This is a genomic window from Streptomyces sp. NPDC107654, from assembly GCF_055639035.1.
The window spans coordinates 439,731-454,942 of record NZ_JBVKBI010000002.1 but is presented as its reverse complement, the minus strand read 5'-3'; the positions used below and the strand labels follow the sequence as shown (position 1 = coordinate 454,942).

At 75.1% G+C, this 15,212-nt stretch carries 13 protein-coding genes; 6 read left to right on the top strand and 7 right to left on the bottom strand.

The genetic code is table 11. The features are described 5' to 3' along the window. Positions 1 to 91 precede the first annotated feature (91 nt). Genes ACZ7N4_RS05135 through ACZ7N4_RS05120 form a run of 4 tightly spaced genes read right to left on the bottom strand, consistent with a single transcriptional unit; the run spans position 92 to position 5,187 of the window. On the bottom strand, positions 92 to 1,429 hold the full coding sequence (locus tag ACZ7N4_RS05135; RefSeq protein ID WP_471353918.1) for an AAA domain-containing protein: 1,338 nt from the start codon (positions 1,427 to 1,429) through the stop codon (positions 92 to 94). Next, positions 1,426 to 3,015 (bottom strand): hypothetical protein, encoded by a 1,590-nt coding sequence (locus tag ACZ7N4_RS05130; RefSeq protein ID WP_471353916.1) that lies wholly within the window; start codon positions 3,013 to 3,015, stop codon positions 1,426 to 1,428. The genes ACZ7N4_RS05135 and ACZ7N4_RS05130 overlap by 4 nt, the downstream gene beginning before the upstream one ends. Further along, on the bottom strand, positions 3,006 to 4,241 hold the full coding sequence (locus ACZ7N4_RS05125; RefSeq protein WP_471354275.1) for a hypothetical protein: 1,236 nt from the start codon (positions 4,239 to 4,241) through the stop codon (positions 3,006 to 3,008). Before ACZ7N4_RS05125 ends, ACZ7N4_RS05130 begins: the two co-directional genes overlap by 10 nt. A gap of 1 nt (position 4,242) precedes the next feature. Further along, positions 4,243 to 5,187: a phosphatase PAP2 family protein gene (locus ACZ7N4_RS05120; protein ID WP_471353914.1), complete on the bottom strand. Its 945-nt coding sequence runs from the start codon at positions 5,185 to 5,187 to the stop codon at positions 4,243 to 4,245. 196 nt (positions 5,188 to 5,383) lie between these two features. On the opposite strand from ACZ7N4_RS05120, the gene ACZ7N4_RS05115 reads away from it, so the two are divergent. Continuing rightward, complete coding sequence (locus tag ACZ7N4_RS05115; RefSeq protein WP_471353912.1) at positions 5,384 to 5,980, top strand: histidine phosphatase family protein; 597 nt, start codon at positions 5,384 to 5,386, stop codon at positions 5,978 to 5,980. Between the two features lie 107 nt (positions 5,981 to 6,087). Here the strand turns inward: ACZ7N4_RS05115 and ACZ7N4_RS05110 are convergent, their stop codons facing one another. After that, on the bottom strand, positions 6,088 to 7,527 hold the full coding sequence (locus tag ACZ7N4_RS05110; protein WP_471353909.1) for a hypothetical protein: 1,440 nt from the start codon (positions 7,525 to 7,527) through the stop codon (positions 6,088 to 6,090). Between the two features lie 265 nt (positions 7,528 to 7,792). On the opposite strand from ACZ7N4_RS05110, the gene ACZ7N4_RS05105 reads away from it, so the two are divergent. Continuing rightward, positions 7,793 to 8,179 (top strand): hypothetical protein, encoded by a 387-nt coding sequence (locus ACZ7N4_RS05105; protein ID WP_467929885.1) that lies wholly within the window; start codon positions 7,793 to 7,795, stop codon positions 8,177 to 8,179. Between the two features lie 46 nt (positions 8,180 to 8,225). After that, positions 8,226 to 9,095, top strand: a complete 870-nt coding sequence (locus tag ACZ7N4_RS05100; protein WP_471353906.1) for a spermidine synthase — start codon at positions 8,226 to 8,228, stop codon at positions 9,093 to 9,095. Between the two features lie 238 nt (positions 9,096 to 9,333). Here the strand turns inward: ACZ7N4_RS05100 and ACZ7N4_RS05095 are convergent, their stop codons facing one another. After that, positions 9,334 to 9,861: a hypothetical protein gene (locus ACZ7N4_RS05095; RefSeq protein ID WP_471353903.1), complete on the bottom strand. Its 528-nt coding sequence runs from the start codon at positions 9,859 to 9,861 to the stop codon at positions 9,334 to 9,336. A 98-nt stretch (positions 9,862 to 9,959) separates the two neighbouring features. Between ACZ7N4_RS05095 and ACZ7N4_RS05090 the strand changes: the two genes are divergently transcribed. From ACZ7N4_RS05090 to ACZ7N4_RS05080, 3 genes are all read left to right on the top strand, one after another. Continuing rightward, positions 9,960 to 10,679 (top strand): response regulator transcription factor, encoded by a 720-nt coding sequence (locus ACZ7N4_RS05090; protein WP_471353901.1) that lies wholly within the window; start codon positions 9,960 to 9,962, stop codon positions 10,677 to 10,679. Continuing rightward, the gene (locus tag ACZ7N4_RS05085) at positions 10,676 to 12,079 is read left to right on the top strand and encodes a sensor histidine kinase (RefSeq protein ID WP_471353899.1); all 1,404 of its coding nucleotides are present in this window, start codon (positions 10,676 to 10,678) and stop codon (positions 12,077 to 12,079) included. Before ACZ7N4_RS05090 ends, ACZ7N4_RS05085 begins: the two co-directional genes overlap by 4 nt. A 109-nt stretch (positions 12,080 to 12,188) precedes the next feature. Beyond that, the gene (locus ACZ7N4_RS05080; RefSeq protein ID WP_471353897.1) at positions 12,189 to 13,676 is read left to right on the top strand and encodes a glycoside hydrolase family 18 protein; all 1,488 of its coding nucleotides are present in this window, start codon (positions 12,189 to 12,191) and stop codon (positions 13,674 to 13,676) included. Between the two features lie 67 nt (positions 13,677 to 13,743). Here ACZ7N4_RS05080 and ACZ7N4_RS05075 read toward each other — a convergent pair whose 3' ends face one another. Then, positions 13,744 to 15,174, bottom strand: coding sequence for a GH1 family beta-glucosidase (locus tag ACZ7N4_RS05075; RefSeq protein ID WP_471353895.1), 1,431 nt, complete (start codon positions 15,172 to 15,174; stop codon positions 13,744 to 13,746). Positions 15,175 to 15,212 lie beyond the last annotated feature (38 nt).

Genomic DNA, 15,212 nt, shown 5'->3' with positions numbered 1-15,212 from the left:
CGCCTCCCAGCCGTCCGGGCTGTGTGCATCGGCCGCCTCCGGCGGCGTGCCGGACTCCGTCCGGACGGGGCGTCGGTGACTGTGTGCGCGTTCATCCCCGCCAGCTCACCTTGTGTTCCGCCAGGTGGGAGAGGACCGCGTGGTTCGCCTCCCAGCCGTCCGGGAACTTCACCAGGGTGCCGAGCCGGACCGGTTCCGTGGACGGGTAGTCGTCCAGGAGGTCGGTGACGCCGGCGCGGCAGACCATGATGCAGGCGTGGCGGTGGCGGGAGGCCAGCACGCACAGGCGGCCGGTCTCCAGGTGGAACGCGGTGGCGTCGGGGCGGCCGGAGAGCGGGTGCAGGACGACCGTGACGTCGTACTCGCGGCCCTGGAGCCGGTTGGCGGTGTCGACGGTGACGTCCGGTACGCCCAGCTCGGCCAGGGCGGCGCGGACCGCCGCGGCCTGGTCGCGGTGGGCCGTGCCCACGGCGATGCGGTCGGCCGTCAGCGGGGTGGGGTGCGGGCCGCGCTCCGACAGGGCCGCGCCGCCCCGGTCCAGCAGACGGCGGACCACCGTCGCCACCGCCCGCACCGCCTCCGGGTCCGTGCGCGGGGTGTGCCGGGCGGGCAGCTCCAGCAGGCCCCATCCGGACCCCGCCGCCTCGTCGATCACCCGGTCCGGGCCCGAGCCGTCGGAGGGGACCGCGAAGGAGAGGCGGCGGTCGCCGTGGTCCGTGCCGCTGCGGAAGGGTGTGTACGGGTAGAACGCGTCCGAGACCAGGGGCGCCGCGGAGGCCGGCAGGCGCCAGGACACCGGGAGACGGTGCTGCGGCAGGCCCGGGTTGTGCGCCAGCAGGGTCGTCACCGCGGAGGCCGACGGGTCGTACGACAGGCCCGCCCACTGCTCGCTGCCGACGATCGCGAACGGGTCCAGCTGGCCCGGGTCGCCCACGAACAGCGCCCGCTCGAACAGGCCGGCCACGGCCAGCAGCGCGTCCGAGCGCATCTGGTACGCCTCGTCCACGATCGCGTGCCGCCACGGCTCGTCCACCTTCACATGGGCCCACTTAGCGGCCGTGGACAGGACCACCGGGAGGCCGTTCAGGTCGGCCGCCTTCGCCGACGTGCGGACCTGGGGGAGGGCGTCCAGCGCCCTGTCGTACGCGTCGGCGTCGCTGCTGTGCAGGCGGCCCACCGGCAGCTCGGGGTTCTTCTCCGCCAGACGCAGGACCAGGTCGTCCACCTGGGCGTTGGTCTGCGCCACCACCATCAGCGGACGGCCCGCGTCGGCCAGTTCCAGGGCCGCGCGGACCACCAGCGTGGACTTGCCGGCACCGGGCGGGGAGTCGACCACCACGCCCCGCTCGCCGCCGTGCAGCGTGTCGTGCAGGATCGCGTCGGTGGCCTGGGCGGCCGCGGCTCCGGGGTCGAAGTCGACGGTCGTCACAGCACGTCCTCCTCGGTCACGGGGTCGGGTGCCTCCGGTGCCGGCTCGCCCGGCGGGCCGCCGTGCGTCCAGGGGGTCTCCTCGGGGTCGGGCAGCTTCGCGCCGCCGCGCTGCTCGTGCTCGAAGAGGGTGAAGCAGACCAGGTCGCCCTTCTCCGGCACCGACCCGGGCTCGGGCTCCTTCCCGCGGCCCATCTTGTCCAGGATCCGCAGCACCAGCGCCCCGTCGGCCTCCTGCCCGGCGAACTCCGCCGACTGCGGCCTGCCGCCCAGCGAGCGGTACACCTTCGCCCGTTCCGCCAGGTGCGGCCGGTCCTCCGTGCGGACCGTCACCAGCGGGCGCGGGCTCGGCCGCCTGCCCTCGCTGTACGCCATCACGACGTCGGTCACCTCGCCGGCGAACGCCTCCCCGGCCAGCCGCCGCTCCGCCATCACCAGCGGGTCGTCCAGCGCCTCCTGCGCCTCCAGCCGGGCCTGCTCCCGCTCGCGGGTGGCCAGCTTGTTCGCCGCCGTCACCGCGTCGTCCCGGCGCGGCTGCGGGGGCTCGCCTGCCAGTACCCGGTCCCGGTGCGCGGTGAACGACCAGCGGTCCCGGGTCCAGCGCCCCTCCACATGCGCCCCGGGCGGGAGCGCCCGCAGCAGGTCCAGGCCCCGCCACACCGCGTCCCAGGTGGGCCGGGCGCGGCTCTCGACCAGGTCCCGGACCTCCCGCTCGGCCCGGGTGAGCGCGGCCAGCCGGTCGTCGGCCTCCAGCGGGTCCTCGGCGGCGGCCAGGGCGGTACGCGCGCGGTCGTAGCGCTCGATCGCCGGGGCCAGCAGCTTGTTGTCGAACGCCGGGTCGGTGGCGGGACCGGCCGGCGGACACAGCAGCTGCCCGTCGGCGTCCCGGGCGAGTTCGGCCCGGCGGGCGGCCTCGGCGCCGGTCAGGCCCTCCGGGGGGTCGATCCAGGCGAGCAGCGCGCCCAGGTGCTGGTCCTCGAGGCCGGACTGGCCGGTCGCCCAGTGCCGGGACAGCACGTCGGTCAGGGCGAGCAGCAGCGAGGAGCCCGGGACCCGGGCCCGCTCGCCGTAGTGGGTGAGCCAGCGGCCGAGCAGCGGCACCCGGGGCGGCGCCGGGTAGGGCGCGTCCGGGTCCTGCTCGGCGGTGCGCCGGAACCGCATCGAGCGGCCCAGCAGCCGTACGAGGTCCAGGCCCGTGCGGCTCGGCACGATCAGCTGGGGCGCGTCCGCGCACAGCTCGGCCTCCACCTTGACCCGCTTGCCGGTCTCCGGGTCGGTCTCGGTGCGCTCGGCCGCTTCCACGGACTCCGCGTACGCCTCGATGTGGGGCAGGACGACGTCGGCCAGCTCGGCGAGGAACGTGAAGCGCAGGTCGCGGTCGCGGGGCTGGGGGACGACCAGCAGGCGGGGCGCGTCCCGGTCGGTGCCGACCAGGGCGCCGAGCGGGGCGCCCGTCTCACCGGCCGTGGTGAGCGGTACGAACACCAGCGGGTGGTCGGACAGATGGCGGTGCCGGACGGTCGCGGCCGGCTGCGCCCGGCCACTGCCGACGGCCTCCAGCCGGGCGAGGGTGGTGATCAGGGACACGCGGTCGCCTCCCGGGCCGTCGCCAGAGCGTCCCGGGCGGTCGCGGCGGCGTCCCCTGCCGATGTCCCGCCTGCCGGTGTCTGCGCTGCCGCTGCCTCCGCGCGCGGGGCCGCGATGCCCGCGGCCGCCCGCGAGGCCGCCGTGCCGGCCGCCCGGAGGGCTTCCGCGCGCAGGGCCGCCGCGCGGCGCAGGGCGGCCACCGCCGGGTCGTCCGGGTCGCCGCTCTCGCCGCGGGCCGCGGCCAGGACCTCCCCGACCGTGGCCAGGCCGCCCAGTTCGGCCCGCAGGGGCCGGCCGAGGCGGGTGACCACGCCGGCCGAGCGGGCCCGGTCCCGGCAGTGGAAGGCCAGTTCGCAGGCGGACAGGCACTCGGGCGCGTACGTCGCGGGCACCGCCTCCACGGCCGCCGTCAGCTCCTCGGCGGGCCGGTCGGGCGCGAAACAGGTGCCCTCGGGCAGCGCGTCGGTGAGTTCCTCGATGCGGGTGAGCCGGGCCAGCTGGCGCGCGGTGACGGCGCGCTGCTTGCGGACGTCCACGGCGGAGCCCGCGGGCAGGTTCGAGAAGTCCTTCGGGCACACCAGCAGCACCCGGTGACGTACCCGCGGAGCGGGGGCGTGCCCCTCCGGTTCCGCGCCGAGCCGGGCCGCGACCTCCTCCAGCGCGAGCACGTAGACGGCCGCCTGCCGGGCCGCCGCGCCCACCTTCGCCGGGTCGGCGGAGCCGTCCACCATCGGGAAGGACTTGATCTCCACCACCGACCAGCTGCCGTCCGGGTGCACCACCACCGCGTCCGGCTCCAGGAAGGCGAGCGAACCGGCGACGTCCAGGGCGAGCATCGGGTGGTCCAGCAGCGTCCAGCCGCCGGCCCGCACGGCCTCGCGCAGCGCCAGCGCCGTACGCGCCGTACGCCCCTCGGGGCCGTGCGCGCTCAGGTCGGGCACGGCCGCCCCGGCGGGTGGCTCGGCGCCCGGGTCGAGCCGGGCGTGCGCCAGCCGCAGCAGCTCGGCGCCGCCGTCCGCCTTCACCCGCGCCTCGAACGCGTTGCCCCGGGTCAGCGCGAACTGCGACTGCCCGAAACCGGACGGCGCGCCCAGCGCGGTCGCCAGCCGGGCCTTGTCCACCCCGGCGCCGTCCAGGACCGCCCGCCGGGCGCACCCCGGGTTCGCGGCGAGCGCCGCGAGGGCGCGGGCGTCCAGGGCCTTGGCCGGTACGTCGGGACCGCGCAGCTCAGCGAGCCGGTGTCGGAGCCTCCTCGCCGACGTCGGCGGGGGAGGCGTCCGGTCCGGCCGCGGGGTCGAGCCGCGACTCGCGCTGCCGTGGAATTCGCTCACCCGCGGAAGTCTGGCACCCGGCACTGACAATCGGGGAACCCGTGCCGTCCGCGGCGGGTGCGGCACGGCGCGCCGACCAGGTCCGGACCAGGTCCACGGCCCGCATCACGCGCGGTGCCAGCAGGAGGCCGACGCCCATCGCGGCGACGCCGGCGACCGCGTCCAGCAGGTAGTGGTTGGCGGTGCCCATGACCACGAGCGCGGTCGTCAGCGGGTAGACCACGCCGAGGACCTTCGTCAGGCGTGTGCCGCCGTACCGCCACAGCATGACGCCGCACCACAGCGCCCAGCCCACGTGCAGGCTCGGCATCGCCGCGTACTGGTTGGTCATGCCGCCCATGCCGCGCGGGGCGCTGGCCGCGCCGCCCCACCAGCCGTACGAGCTGTACTGCGCCATCGTGTCCACGAAGCCGTGGCCGGCGGAGAGCAGCCGGGGCGGGCAGGTCGGCATCAGGGTGAAGCCGATCAGCCCCAGGAACGTGGACGTCATCAGCCAGGTGCGGGCCGCCCGGTAGTGCCGGGCACGCGCGTGGAAGAGCCAGACCAGGACGGCGGGCGTGACCAGGTAGTGCAGCGAGGCGTACCAGAAGTCGGCCGGCACCCCGAGCCAGGCCTCGCGCGTGAACAACCGGTTCAGCGGGTGCTCGGCGTTGAGGTGCAGGGCCTTCTCGACGCGCAGGATCGCCAGGCCGTGGTCGACGGCGCTGGTGACGTCACCGCGCGCGAGGAGCCGGCCGGCCGAGTAGCAGCCGTAGACCAGCAGGATCAGGGGCAGCTCGGTCCACCAGCGCAGCCGGGGCCGCGGGGCCACCTCGGTGCCCGGTGTCTCGGTCTGCGGCATCCGATGCCTCCCCCTTCTGCTGTGCGGCGCCCCGGCGGGCGACCGTGCCACTTTACGGTGTGCCTCCTCCGGCCCTGCCGGGCGCTCCGATCACGCCGTGCGTCAGCCCTCCAAGACGCCGGGATCGCCCGGCCGGTTGCCTCGGACCAGGGTGCGCGATGATGGAAGGACCGCATCCACTTACCGAGAGGTCTCCATGGCACCGCGCATCCTGCTGGCCCGGCACGGACAGACGGCCTGGTCACTGTCCGGCAAGCACACCGGCAGGACCGACGTGCCGCTGCTGGAGGAGGGCCGGCGCGGTGCCAAGCTGCTCGGCGAGCGGCTGCACCGGGCTCCGCTGGACGGACTGGCCGGGGCGGAGGTGCGCACCAGCCCGCTCTCCCGCGCGCGCGAGACGTGCGAGCTGGCGGGCTTCGGCGACCGTGCCACGGCGTGGGACACGCTCATGGAGTGGGACTACGGCGCGTACGAGGGCCTGACCCCGGCGGAGATCCAGGCCGCCCGGCCCGGCTGGCTGATCTGGCGGGACGGGGTCCCGCGGGGCGAGACCCTCGCCGAGGTCACCGCGCGCGCGGACGAGGTCGTCTCCTGGGCCCGCTCCGCCGACCGTGACGTCCTCGTCTTCGCCCACGGCCACATCCTGCGCTCGATCGGCGCCCGCTGGCTGGGCCTGCCCCTGGACTTCGCCGCCCGCATCCGCCTGAACCCGACCTCCCTGTCCGTCCTGGGCTGGGCCTACGGCGAGCCGGCGGTCGAGAGCTGGAACGACGTGGGGCACTTGGCCGGCTGAGGCGGTGGGCCGGGGCCGGGCCGGAACGCGACTCCGCCGGGTGGGCGCCCCCGCCGGCCCGTCCGGTCCGACGACCGCGCCGGCCGCCGCCCCGGACCGGGACGGCCTTACACCCGCCGCGGCAGCGAGGCGTGGCGGTCCAGGAAGTCCGACACCCCCGCAGCCCGCCGGTGCGGCAGCAGCACCCGCGCCGTACCCGCGAGCATCGCCTGGATGCGGGAGGACTGGACCTGGTCCAGCAACCCGAGCACCCGCAACCCCGCCTCCGCCGCCTCGTCGGGACGACCCTCGCGGGCGAGGTCGTCGGCCAGCTCCGCCGTGTAGAGCGCGATGTTGCGGGTGAAGTGCGGATCCTGCAGGTGCGTCGCCCGTCGCGCGTGCCGGGACGCCCGCCGCCAGTCGCCCAGCGTGGACCAGCACTGCGCCTCCAGCCCCTCCAGCTCCGCCTCTCCGTAGAAGCTCATCCACTCGGGGTCGGCGTCCGAGCGGCCCCGGTCGAAGAGGGCCTGCGCGCGCACCAGTGCCTGCTCGCAGCCGGTGCGGTCGGCGAGCCCCGCCCAGCCGCCCGCCTCGCGCAGCGCGAGCAGCGACATCAGCCGGTTCGAGCCGAGCGACCGGGCGGCACGCTGCGCGGCCTGCGCGGCCCGGACCGCCTCCCGGGGGCGCCCCGCGTCCCGGGCCAGGAACGCGGTGTTGCAGAAGGCGTGCGCCTCCAGCGCCGGGTCACCGGTCATGCGGGCGGTGGCCAGCGCCTCCGCGTAGTGCGAGCGCGCGTCGTCGAAGCGGCCGGAGTCGTGGGCCAGCCAGCCCACGGAGATGGCGAGTTCACCGGCGCCCGCGTGCAGCCGGTCGGCGGTGGTCTGCCGGGTCGCGCCGGCGTCGAGCAGCGCGTAGGCGGCGCGCAGCGGAGCCGCCGCGCGCCGGTAGAGGCCGTCCGCGCCGTGCCGGTCGTCGAGCAGCCGGATCCGGCGGACGGCCTCCTCCAGTGCCGTCGCCTCGGGGGTTCCCGCCCGCCGCAGCGGCCGTTCCGCCGCCGTGGCGGGCGTGTTGAGCCCCAGCGGGGCCAGAGTGGCGGCGGCCACCGTGGCGCCTCCGCCGGTCATGAATGCGCGACGCAGCACGTCGCTCTCCTCGTGGTTCAGGGGGTCTTTCTCGTGGGGGTCCTGCGGGTCATACGGATCGGGGATCCCGCCCGACTCACCGGGCCCCGCGTCGGGGGCGAGTGCCTCCGGCGCCTCCCCGGCCGTGCGTGCCGCGCGCCCGCGGACGGACGCCCGGGGGGCGAAGCCGAGGTCGGTGAGCGTGCGGCCGGGGAACATGTGCAGGAACACCCGTTCGTACGCGTAGTTGGGGCAGCGGATCTCGCCGGCCTCGACCCGGCCGATGTAACGCGCGTCACAGCTCACCCGCTCGCCGATCTCCCGTGCCGCCCGCCGCACCAGCGCCGCGAACTCGGCCGGTGAACGCCGGCCGCGCAGATGCCGGAAAGCGAGGTTCGGCCGGGCTGGCCGTTCGGGTTGTGACGAGGTCACGGTTGACGACGCCATGGCCGGGTCCTCTCGTGCGAACCGTCGAACCATGCCGGGGTCCAGGTCATTTCGGGACGAGTTGCCCGTGTGACGCCCTGGTTCCGGCGGGCATGAACGTACCTGCTGTGACCGGCCCGCCACGCTGTGTTTGGCTACAAACCGGATATCTCATCCACGATCTGCCATGAAGTGCCATCCTTTGCGGCGCACTTGTGCCGTAGCCGTTGACGGACTCACGCGTTGGACCCCATGGACCGCAACAGGCTGTGTGGTGGAGGCCGGCATGGAGACCAGCCAGAGCAACGATCCTTGTACGTCACCGTCGCTGTCGTGCGACCTGGTGACGGTACCGACCCGGCAGGGGCTGGAGGCGGTCGACATCCTGCGGCGGGGCGCCGCGGACGCGGTGGGACCCGTGCTGCACGACGACGGCTGCGGCACCCTCGGCTTCCTGGTGCCGGCCGGTACGGCCGCCGGCTGGGACCTGCCCGGCAGCACCTGCACCGAGACGAACGGGCGGGGTCTGCGGCTGAACCCCGGGCCTCCGGTGGAGGGCTCCGACTGGTTGCTGCCCCCCGGCGAGGCCGACCTCGCCACCGATCCGGTGGTCCTGCGCCGGGCCCTGGGCGAGGCGGCCCGCCTGATCGAGGCGGCCGACAACTGCCGCTGAGCGGCTCCGGCGCGGCGGCCGGCCCCACGCCTGCGAGAATGGACGGATGGGCAGGCCCAGGAACACGCGCCGCAGGCCGGCCGCCGCAGCCGCCGTCGAGGAGCCGGTCGACGGCGGGCTCGCGCGGCTCGTGCCCGATCCGGACCGCGGCCGGGCCTGGACCCTGCTGATCGACGGCGCCCCCCAGTCGCACGTCGACCTGGACGACCCGGCGTACCTCTCCTTCGAGTACCAGCGCCGCCTCGGCCATGTCATCGACCTCGTCGCCCCTCCCGGCAAGCCGGTGCACGCCGTGCACCTCGGCGGCGGCGCGTTCACCCTCGCCCGGTACGTCGCCGCGACCCGGCCCCGCTCCACCCAGCAGGTCGTGGAACGCGACGCCCGCCTGGTCCAGCTGGTCCGCCGGGAGCTGCCGTTGGATCCGAACGCACGGATCCGGGTGCGGACGGCCGACGCCCGCGCGGGGCTCGCCAAGGTGCCGGACGGCTGGGCCGACCTGGTCGTCGCGGACGTCTTCAGCGGCGCCCGCACGCCCGCCCACCTCACCTCCACCGAGTTCCTCGACGAGGTCCGCCGCGCGCTGAAGCCCTCCGGGGTCTACGCCGCCAACCTCGCCGACGGGCCGCCGCTCGCGCACCTGCGCGGCCAGATCGCCACCGCCGCCGCCCGGTTCGGCGAACGCGCGCTGATCGCCGACGCGGCCGTCCTGCGCGGCAAGCGCTTCGGCAACGCGATCCTGGTCGCCTCCGACCTCCCGCTGCCGCTCGCCGAGCTGACCCGCCGCGCCGCCTCGGACCCGCACCCCGGACGCGTCGAACACGGCCGGCAGCTCACCGACTTCACGGGCGGCGCGGTACCGGTGACCGACGATGCCGCGGTGGCCTCCCCGGCCCCGCCGCCCTCGGTGTTCCGCTAGGGCACCGCTCCCCGGCGCCGGACCGGTCGCCGCTCTCGCCCCGAACCGTCACGAACCGTCGGGAACGGTCGACTTCGGGCAGCTCACGCCCGATTCGGTCCGGAACTCGGCCGGCAAGCCGGTCGGCTGGAAGGGCGACATCCGGCAGCGCGGCATGCGGCAGCGCGGCACCGGCGGAGCCGCCAGCGGCACCCTCCACGTCGTCTGCGCGCCCTGACGGCCGTCCCCTGCGGTGGGGTCAGTACGTCCCCACCTCCACCCGGGGCGGACCGTCGTGCCAGGTGCAGAACACCGACACCCGGTCCGCGCCCCGGCTGAACTCCACCCGGATCCAGCTCTCCGTCTTCCACACCTGCATCGCCCAGCCGGTCCCCGGGGTCGCCGAGACCAGGGTCGCGGTGGAGGTGCCCAGGTCGAACACCGCCCGGCCGCCGTCGGTGTCGTAGGACCTGACCCGGCCGGAGGCCGTGGCGGTGGGGGAGGGCTCCCGCGTGCGGGCCGGGGTGCGCGTCGGCGTCGGAGCCGGCCGCTCGCGGGACGGAGACGAGGACGGGGACGGGGACGGGGCCGGGGTGAGGGACGGAGCGGGCGTCCGGGAGGCGGAGGTCACGTCCCGGCTGTCCGCGTCGGCCACCGTGACCGGCAGGGCGCGCGGCGGTTCGTACGCCGTCCCCGCCATCACCGTGTGCACACCCCACCACGACAGCGTGACCGCCGCTCCGGTCGCGAGCAGCCACGCCAGTACGTGTACGAGTCCTCTGCGCATCGGGGCCATACTGCCCCAGGGGAACGGCCGTACGCACATGCCACGAGTTGTCCACAGGCCCCCGCCCGGTGCCGTCCGCATGGCGTACGGTGCGGCGCATGGCAAGTGTGCTCGTGGTCGAGGACGACCAGTTCGTACGCTCGGCGCTCATCCGGCACCTGACCGACGCCGCCCACACCGTGCGCAGCGTCGGCACGGCACTGGAGGCGCTGCGCGAGGTCGCCCATTTCCGCTTCGACGTGGTCGTGCTGGACCTCGGACTGCCCGACCTGGACGGCTCCGAGGCCCTGAAGATGCTGCGCGGCATCACCGACGTGCCCGTCATCATCGCCACCGCCCGGGACGACGAGACGGAGGTCGTCCGGCTGCTGAACGCCGGGGCGGACGACTACCTGACCAAGCCGTTCTCCGTCGAGCACCTCTCCGCCCGGATGGCGGCCGTGCTGCGCCGGGCCCGTTCCGGAGGCGCGGAGCCGCCGCCCCCGTCCGTGCTGCGCGTCGGCGGCCTCACCGTCGACCCGCTGCGCCGCCAGGCCGAGCTGGACGGGGTCCGGCTCGACCTCACCCGCCGCGAGTTCGACCTGCTCGCCTTCCTGGCCGGCCGCCCCGGCGTCGTCGTCGCGCGCAGGGAACTGCTCGCCGAGGTCTGGCAGCAGTCCTACGGCGACGACCAGACCATCGACGTCCATCTGTCCTGGCTGCGCCGGAAGCTGGGGGAGACGGCCGCCCGGCCGCGGTATCTGCACACCCTGCGCGGTGTCGGCGTGAAGCTCGAACCCCCGGCGGAGCCCTCGGCGGACGGGCGGCCCCCGCGATGAGATGGGCCCTGGTCAAGGTCTGCCTGGCGGTCACCACGATGGTCGTGGTCGCCTTCGCCGTGCCGCTCGGCCTGGTCGTCAGGGAGATGGCCCGCGACCGCGCCTTCTCGAACGCCGAGCGGGAGGCCGCCGCGGTCGCGCCCGCGCTGTCCATCACCACCGACCGGGACCAGCTGGAGCGGGTGGTGGCCTCGGCCGGTGCCGGCTCCGGGATGGCCGTCCACCTGCCCGCCGACGGAGGCCGGGCCGCACTCGATCTCGGACGGCAGCGCGCCGCCGGCCGCGACATCCGGGCCGTGCGCAGGCTCGGCCGCGCCTCCACCACCTCCGTGCCCGGCGGCTCCACCCTGCTCCAGCCGGTCGCGCTCGGCTCCGGCGCGATCGCGGTGGTCGAGGTGTACGTCCCCGAGTCCGAGGTGACCAACGGCGTCGGCACGGCCTGGGCGGTGCTCGCGGCCGTCGGGCTCGCGCTGATCGTCGGCTCGGTCGCGGTCGCCGACCGGCTCGGGGTGCGCATGGTCCGGCCCGCCCGGCGGCTGGTCGAGGGCGCGCACGAACTGGGCGAGGGCCAACTGGGCGCCCGCGTCCCGGAGGAGGGCCCCACCGAACTGCGGCTGGCTGCCGTCGCGTTCAACTCCATGGCCGACCAGGTCGTCCAGCTCCTCGCCAACGAGCGGGAACTGGCCGCCGACCTCTCCCACCGGCTGCGCACCCCGCTCACCGTGCTCCGGCTGAACGCGGCCTCCCTCGGCGCAGGACCCGCCGCCGAGCAGACCCGGGCGGCCGTGGCCCAGCTGGAGCGCGAGGTCGACACCATCATCCGGACGGCCCGGGAGGCCAAGCCGCGGACGGCCGCCGCCGGTCCGGGCACCGGCTGCGACGCGTCCGAAGTGGTCCGCGAGCGCATGGAGTTCTGGTCCGCGCTCGCCGAGGACGAGGGCCGCAAGTGGCGGGTGGCCGGCGTGGACCGGCCGGTGCGCGTACCCGTGCCCCGCGCCGACCTCGCCGCCGCCCTCGACGCCCTGCTCGGCAACGTCTTCCGGCACACCGCCGAGGGCACCGCCTTCGCGGTCGACGTGCACAACGGCGAGGACGCGGTCATCGTGCTCGTCTCCGACGCGGGCCCCGGCATACCCGACCCGGACGCGGCGATGGCCCGCGGCCGGGGCTCCGGACACGCCGGCTCCACCGGCCTCGGCCTGGACATCGTCCGCCGGCTCGCCGAGTCCACCGGCGGGGACGTCCGCATCGGCGGTTCGGTGCTGGGCGGCACGGAGGTGCGGATCTGGTTCCAGCTGGACGGCCGCAAGAGCGTGGGCCGCAGACAGCGGGGAGCCGTACGGAGGCGCCGAACGGGCAAACCGGTCCGGACCTTTAACCGTCCCCGATCGCTTCCTTAAGCGAACCCTAAGGTCTGCGACCGGAGCCGGGAACGCGCGGTTCGTCCCTTTCCTGATCGCTAGCGTGCTGCCGCACCCCACCCCGTGAACAGCGAAGGCAGGCACGCGCATGAGCACGCACCGGCGCAGGATCAGTGGCAGGAACAAGGCGATAGGCGGCCTGGTCGCCGCGGCCGTGATCGGCGGCGGCGCGGTCCTGCTCACCGGTACCGCGAACGCGGCGGGGGTGAACGCCGCGTACACGAAGACCAGCGGCTGGTCCACGGGGTACACCGCCCAGTACGTCGTCACCAACAACACCGGCCAGGCGGAGAAGACCTGGACGCTGGAGTTCGACCTCCCCGCGGGCGCCACGCTCGGCTCCCTCTGGAACGGCGAGTCGAGCGTCAGCGGCCGGCACGTCACCGTCCGGCCCGCCAAGTGGGACACCGACGGCCTCGCCCCCGGCAAGTCGGTGACCGTCGGCTTCGTGGTCAACGGCAGCGGCGACCCGACGGGGTGCCGTATCGACGACGCACAGTGTTCCGCGGACGGCGGGGCGACCCCCGAGCCGAGCGGCCGGCCCACGCAGACCACCCAGTCGCCGACCCCCACCGCCACCGGGACGACCACCCCGACCCAGACCGCTACCCCGACCCAGACCGCGACCCCCACCCGGCCCGCGACCCCCACCCCCACCGGCGGCTCCGGCACCGGCACCACCTCCTCCGCCGGCTTCGCCCCCTACGTCGACACCAGCCTCTACCCGGCCTTCGACCTGCTCGGCGCCGCCGACGCGACCGGCGTGAAGAACTACAACCTCGCCTTCCTCACCGACGGCGGCGGCTGCACCCCCAAGTGGGGCGGTGTCACGGACCTCACCGGTGACGCGGTGGCCGCGCAGATCGGCGCACTGCGCGCCAAGGGCGGAGACGTCCGCGTCTCCTTCGGCGGCGCCTCCGGCTCCGAACTGGCCACCACCTGCTCCTCCGCCGACGCGCTGGCGGCCGCCTACGGCAAGGCGATCGACGCCTTCAAGCTGACCAAGGTCGACTTCGACGTCGAGGGCGGCGCGCTGCCCAACACCGCCGCCAACACCCGGCGCGCCCAGGCCATCGCCAAGCTCCAGGCCCAGCACCCCGGCCTGGACGTCTCGTTCACCCTGCCGGTGATGCCCGAGGGCCTCACCCAGGACGGCGTGAACCTCCTGGCGAACGCCAAGGCCAACGGCGTGAAGACCACCACCGTCAACATCATGGCGATGGACTACGGCGCCTCGTACAGCGGTGACATGGGCACCTACGCCGAGCAGGCCGCGACCGCCACCCAGGCCCAGGTCAAGAGCGTGCTGGGGCTGTCGGACTCCGCCGCCTGGAAGGCCGTCGCCGTCACCCCGATGATCGGTGTCAACGACGTCTCCTCCGAGGTTTTCACGGTGGACGACGCCACCCGGCTGGTGAACTTCGCCAGGTCCAAGGGGATCGGCTGGCTGTCCATGTGGTCCGCGACCCGCGACAAGGAGTGCGCGGGCGGCGCCAAGCCCACCGCCGACGCCACGTGCAGCTCCGTCACGCAGGAGAAGTCCGCCTTCTCGAAGGCGTTCGGGGCGTACAAGTAGGCGCGTCCCGGCACGGCACGGCCCCCGGTCCGGCGCGGCCCGCCCCCACGGCGGGCCGCGCCGCCGGTCACGCGGCGGAGTCCACCGGCGGCAGCGCCCCCGTGCGGGCCGCCTCCGCGTACCATCGCGCGCTCGACTTCGGCGTCCGCTCCAGCGTGGCGTAGTCGACGTACACCGCGCCGAACCGCTTGCCGTACCCGTACGCCCACTCGAAGTTGTCCATCAGCGACCACAGGAAGTAGCCGCGCACATCGGCGCCGTCGGCGATGGCGTGGCGCACCTCCGACAGGTGGCCGTGCAGGTAGGCGATGCGCTCGGGGTCGTGCACCCGGCCCTCGGGGTCGGGCTTGTCGTCGTAGGCCGCGCCGTTCTCGGTGACGTAGAGCGGCAGGCCCGGTGCCTCGCGCGTGTAGCGCATGATCAGGTCGTACAGGCCCGTCGGGTCGATCGTCCAGCCCATCTCCGTGCGCTCACCGGGGGTCTGGTGGAAGACGATGTCGTCGCAGGCGGGCCAGGGCGAGTGGGCGCTGCTGCCGTGGCCGTCCGCCCGGGGGCCCTTGACCTCGCCGGACGCGGCCGACACGAGGGTGGGGGTGTAGTAGTTCAGGCCGAGCGCGTCCAGCGGGGCGTTGATGGTGCGGACGTCGCCGTCGAGGACGTACGACCAGTCGGTGACCGAGCGCGTGGCGTCGAACAGCGACGACGGATACGCACCGCGCAGCATCGGGCCGTGGAAGACGCCGTTGGCGAGGTCGTCGATGCGGCGGGCCGCGACCAGGTCGGCGGGGTCCTGGGAGAAGGGCCGTACCACCGAGGAGTTGAGACTGATCGCGATCTGGTTGCGGGACGGCATCGCCGCCCGCAGGGCCGAGACGGCCAGCCCGTGGCCGAGGTTGAGGTGGTGTGCCGCGCGCAGCGAGGCCGCCGGGTCGGTGCGGCCGGGCGCGTGCACCCCGGAGCCGTAGCCCAGGAAGGCGCTGCACCACGGCTCGTTGAGGGTGATCCACTGCTCCACCCGGTCGCCCAGAGCCTCGCCGACGAGCTGCGCGTACTCGGCGAACCGGAACGCGGTGTCCCGCACCGGCCAGCCGCCCGCGTCCTCCAGCTCCTGCGGCAGGTCCCAGTGGTAGAGGGTGAGCGCTGGCTTGATGCCCCGCGCCAGCAGTTCGTCGACCAGGCGGCGGTAGAAGTCCAGGCCCCGCTGGACCGCCGGGCCCCGGCCCGTCGGCTGCACCCGGGACCAGGAGACGGAGAAGCGGTACGCGGTCAGGCCCAGCTCCGCCATCAGCGCCACGTCGTCGCGATAGCGGTGGTAGTGGTCGACCGCGACGTCCCCGGTCTCGCCGCCGGCCGTCCTGCCCGGCGTATGGCTGAAGGTGTCCCAGATGGAGGGGGTGCGCCCGTCCTCCCGCACCGCCCCCTCGATCTGGTACGCCGAGGTCGCGGCGCCCCAGAGGAAGGCGGGAGGAAAGGTCACGGACGAAACGGAGTCAGGCATGGAAGCGCTCCCATGATGGGTCTCAAGAGCCGGTGGAT

Bases quoted from the DNA above. Each gene is read 5' to 3' on its own strand.
- ACZ7N4_RS05120 (WP_471353914.1), bottom strand. From the start codon at position 5,187: ATGCCGCAGACCGAGACACCGGGCACCGAGGTGGCCCCGCGGCCCCGG.
- ACZ7N4_RS05115 (WP_471353912.1), top strand. From the start codon at position 5,384: ATGGCACCGCGCATCCTGCTGGCCCGGCACGGACAGACGGCCTGGTCA.
- ACZ7N4_RS05110 (WP_471353909.1), bottom strand. From the start codon at position 7,527: ATGGCGTCGTCAACCGTGACCTCGTCACAACCCGAACGGCCAGCCCGG.
- ACZ7N4_RS05105 (WP_467929885.1), top strand. From the start codon at position 7,793: ATGGAGACCAGCCAGAGCAACGATCCTTGTACGTCACCGTCGCTGTCG.
- ACZ7N4_RS05100 (WP_471353906.1), top strand. From the start codon at position 8,226: ATGGGCAGGCCCAGGAACACGCGCCGCAGGCCGGCCGCCGCAGCCGCC.
- ACZ7N4_RS05095 (WP_471353903.1), bottom strand. From the start codon at position 9,861: ATGCGCAGAGGACTCGTACACGTACTGGCGTGGCTGCTCGCGACCGGA.
- ACZ7N4_RS05090 (WP_471353901.1), top strand. From the start codon at position 9,960: ATGGCAAGTGTGCTCGTGGTCGAGGACGACCAGTTCGTACGCTCGGCG.
- ACZ7N4_RS05085 (WP_471353899.1), top strand. From the start codon at position 10,676: ATGAGATGGGCCCTGGTCAAGGTCTGCCTGGCGGTCACCACGATGGTC.
- ACZ7N4_RS05080 (WP_471353897.1), top strand. From the start codon at position 12,189: ATGAGCACGCACCGGCGCAGGATCAGTGGCAGGAACAAGGCGATAGGC.
- ACZ7N4_RS05075 (WP_471353895.1), bottom strand. From the start codon at position 15,174: ATGCCTGACTCCGTTTCGTCCGTGACCTTTCCTCCCGCCTTCCTCTGG.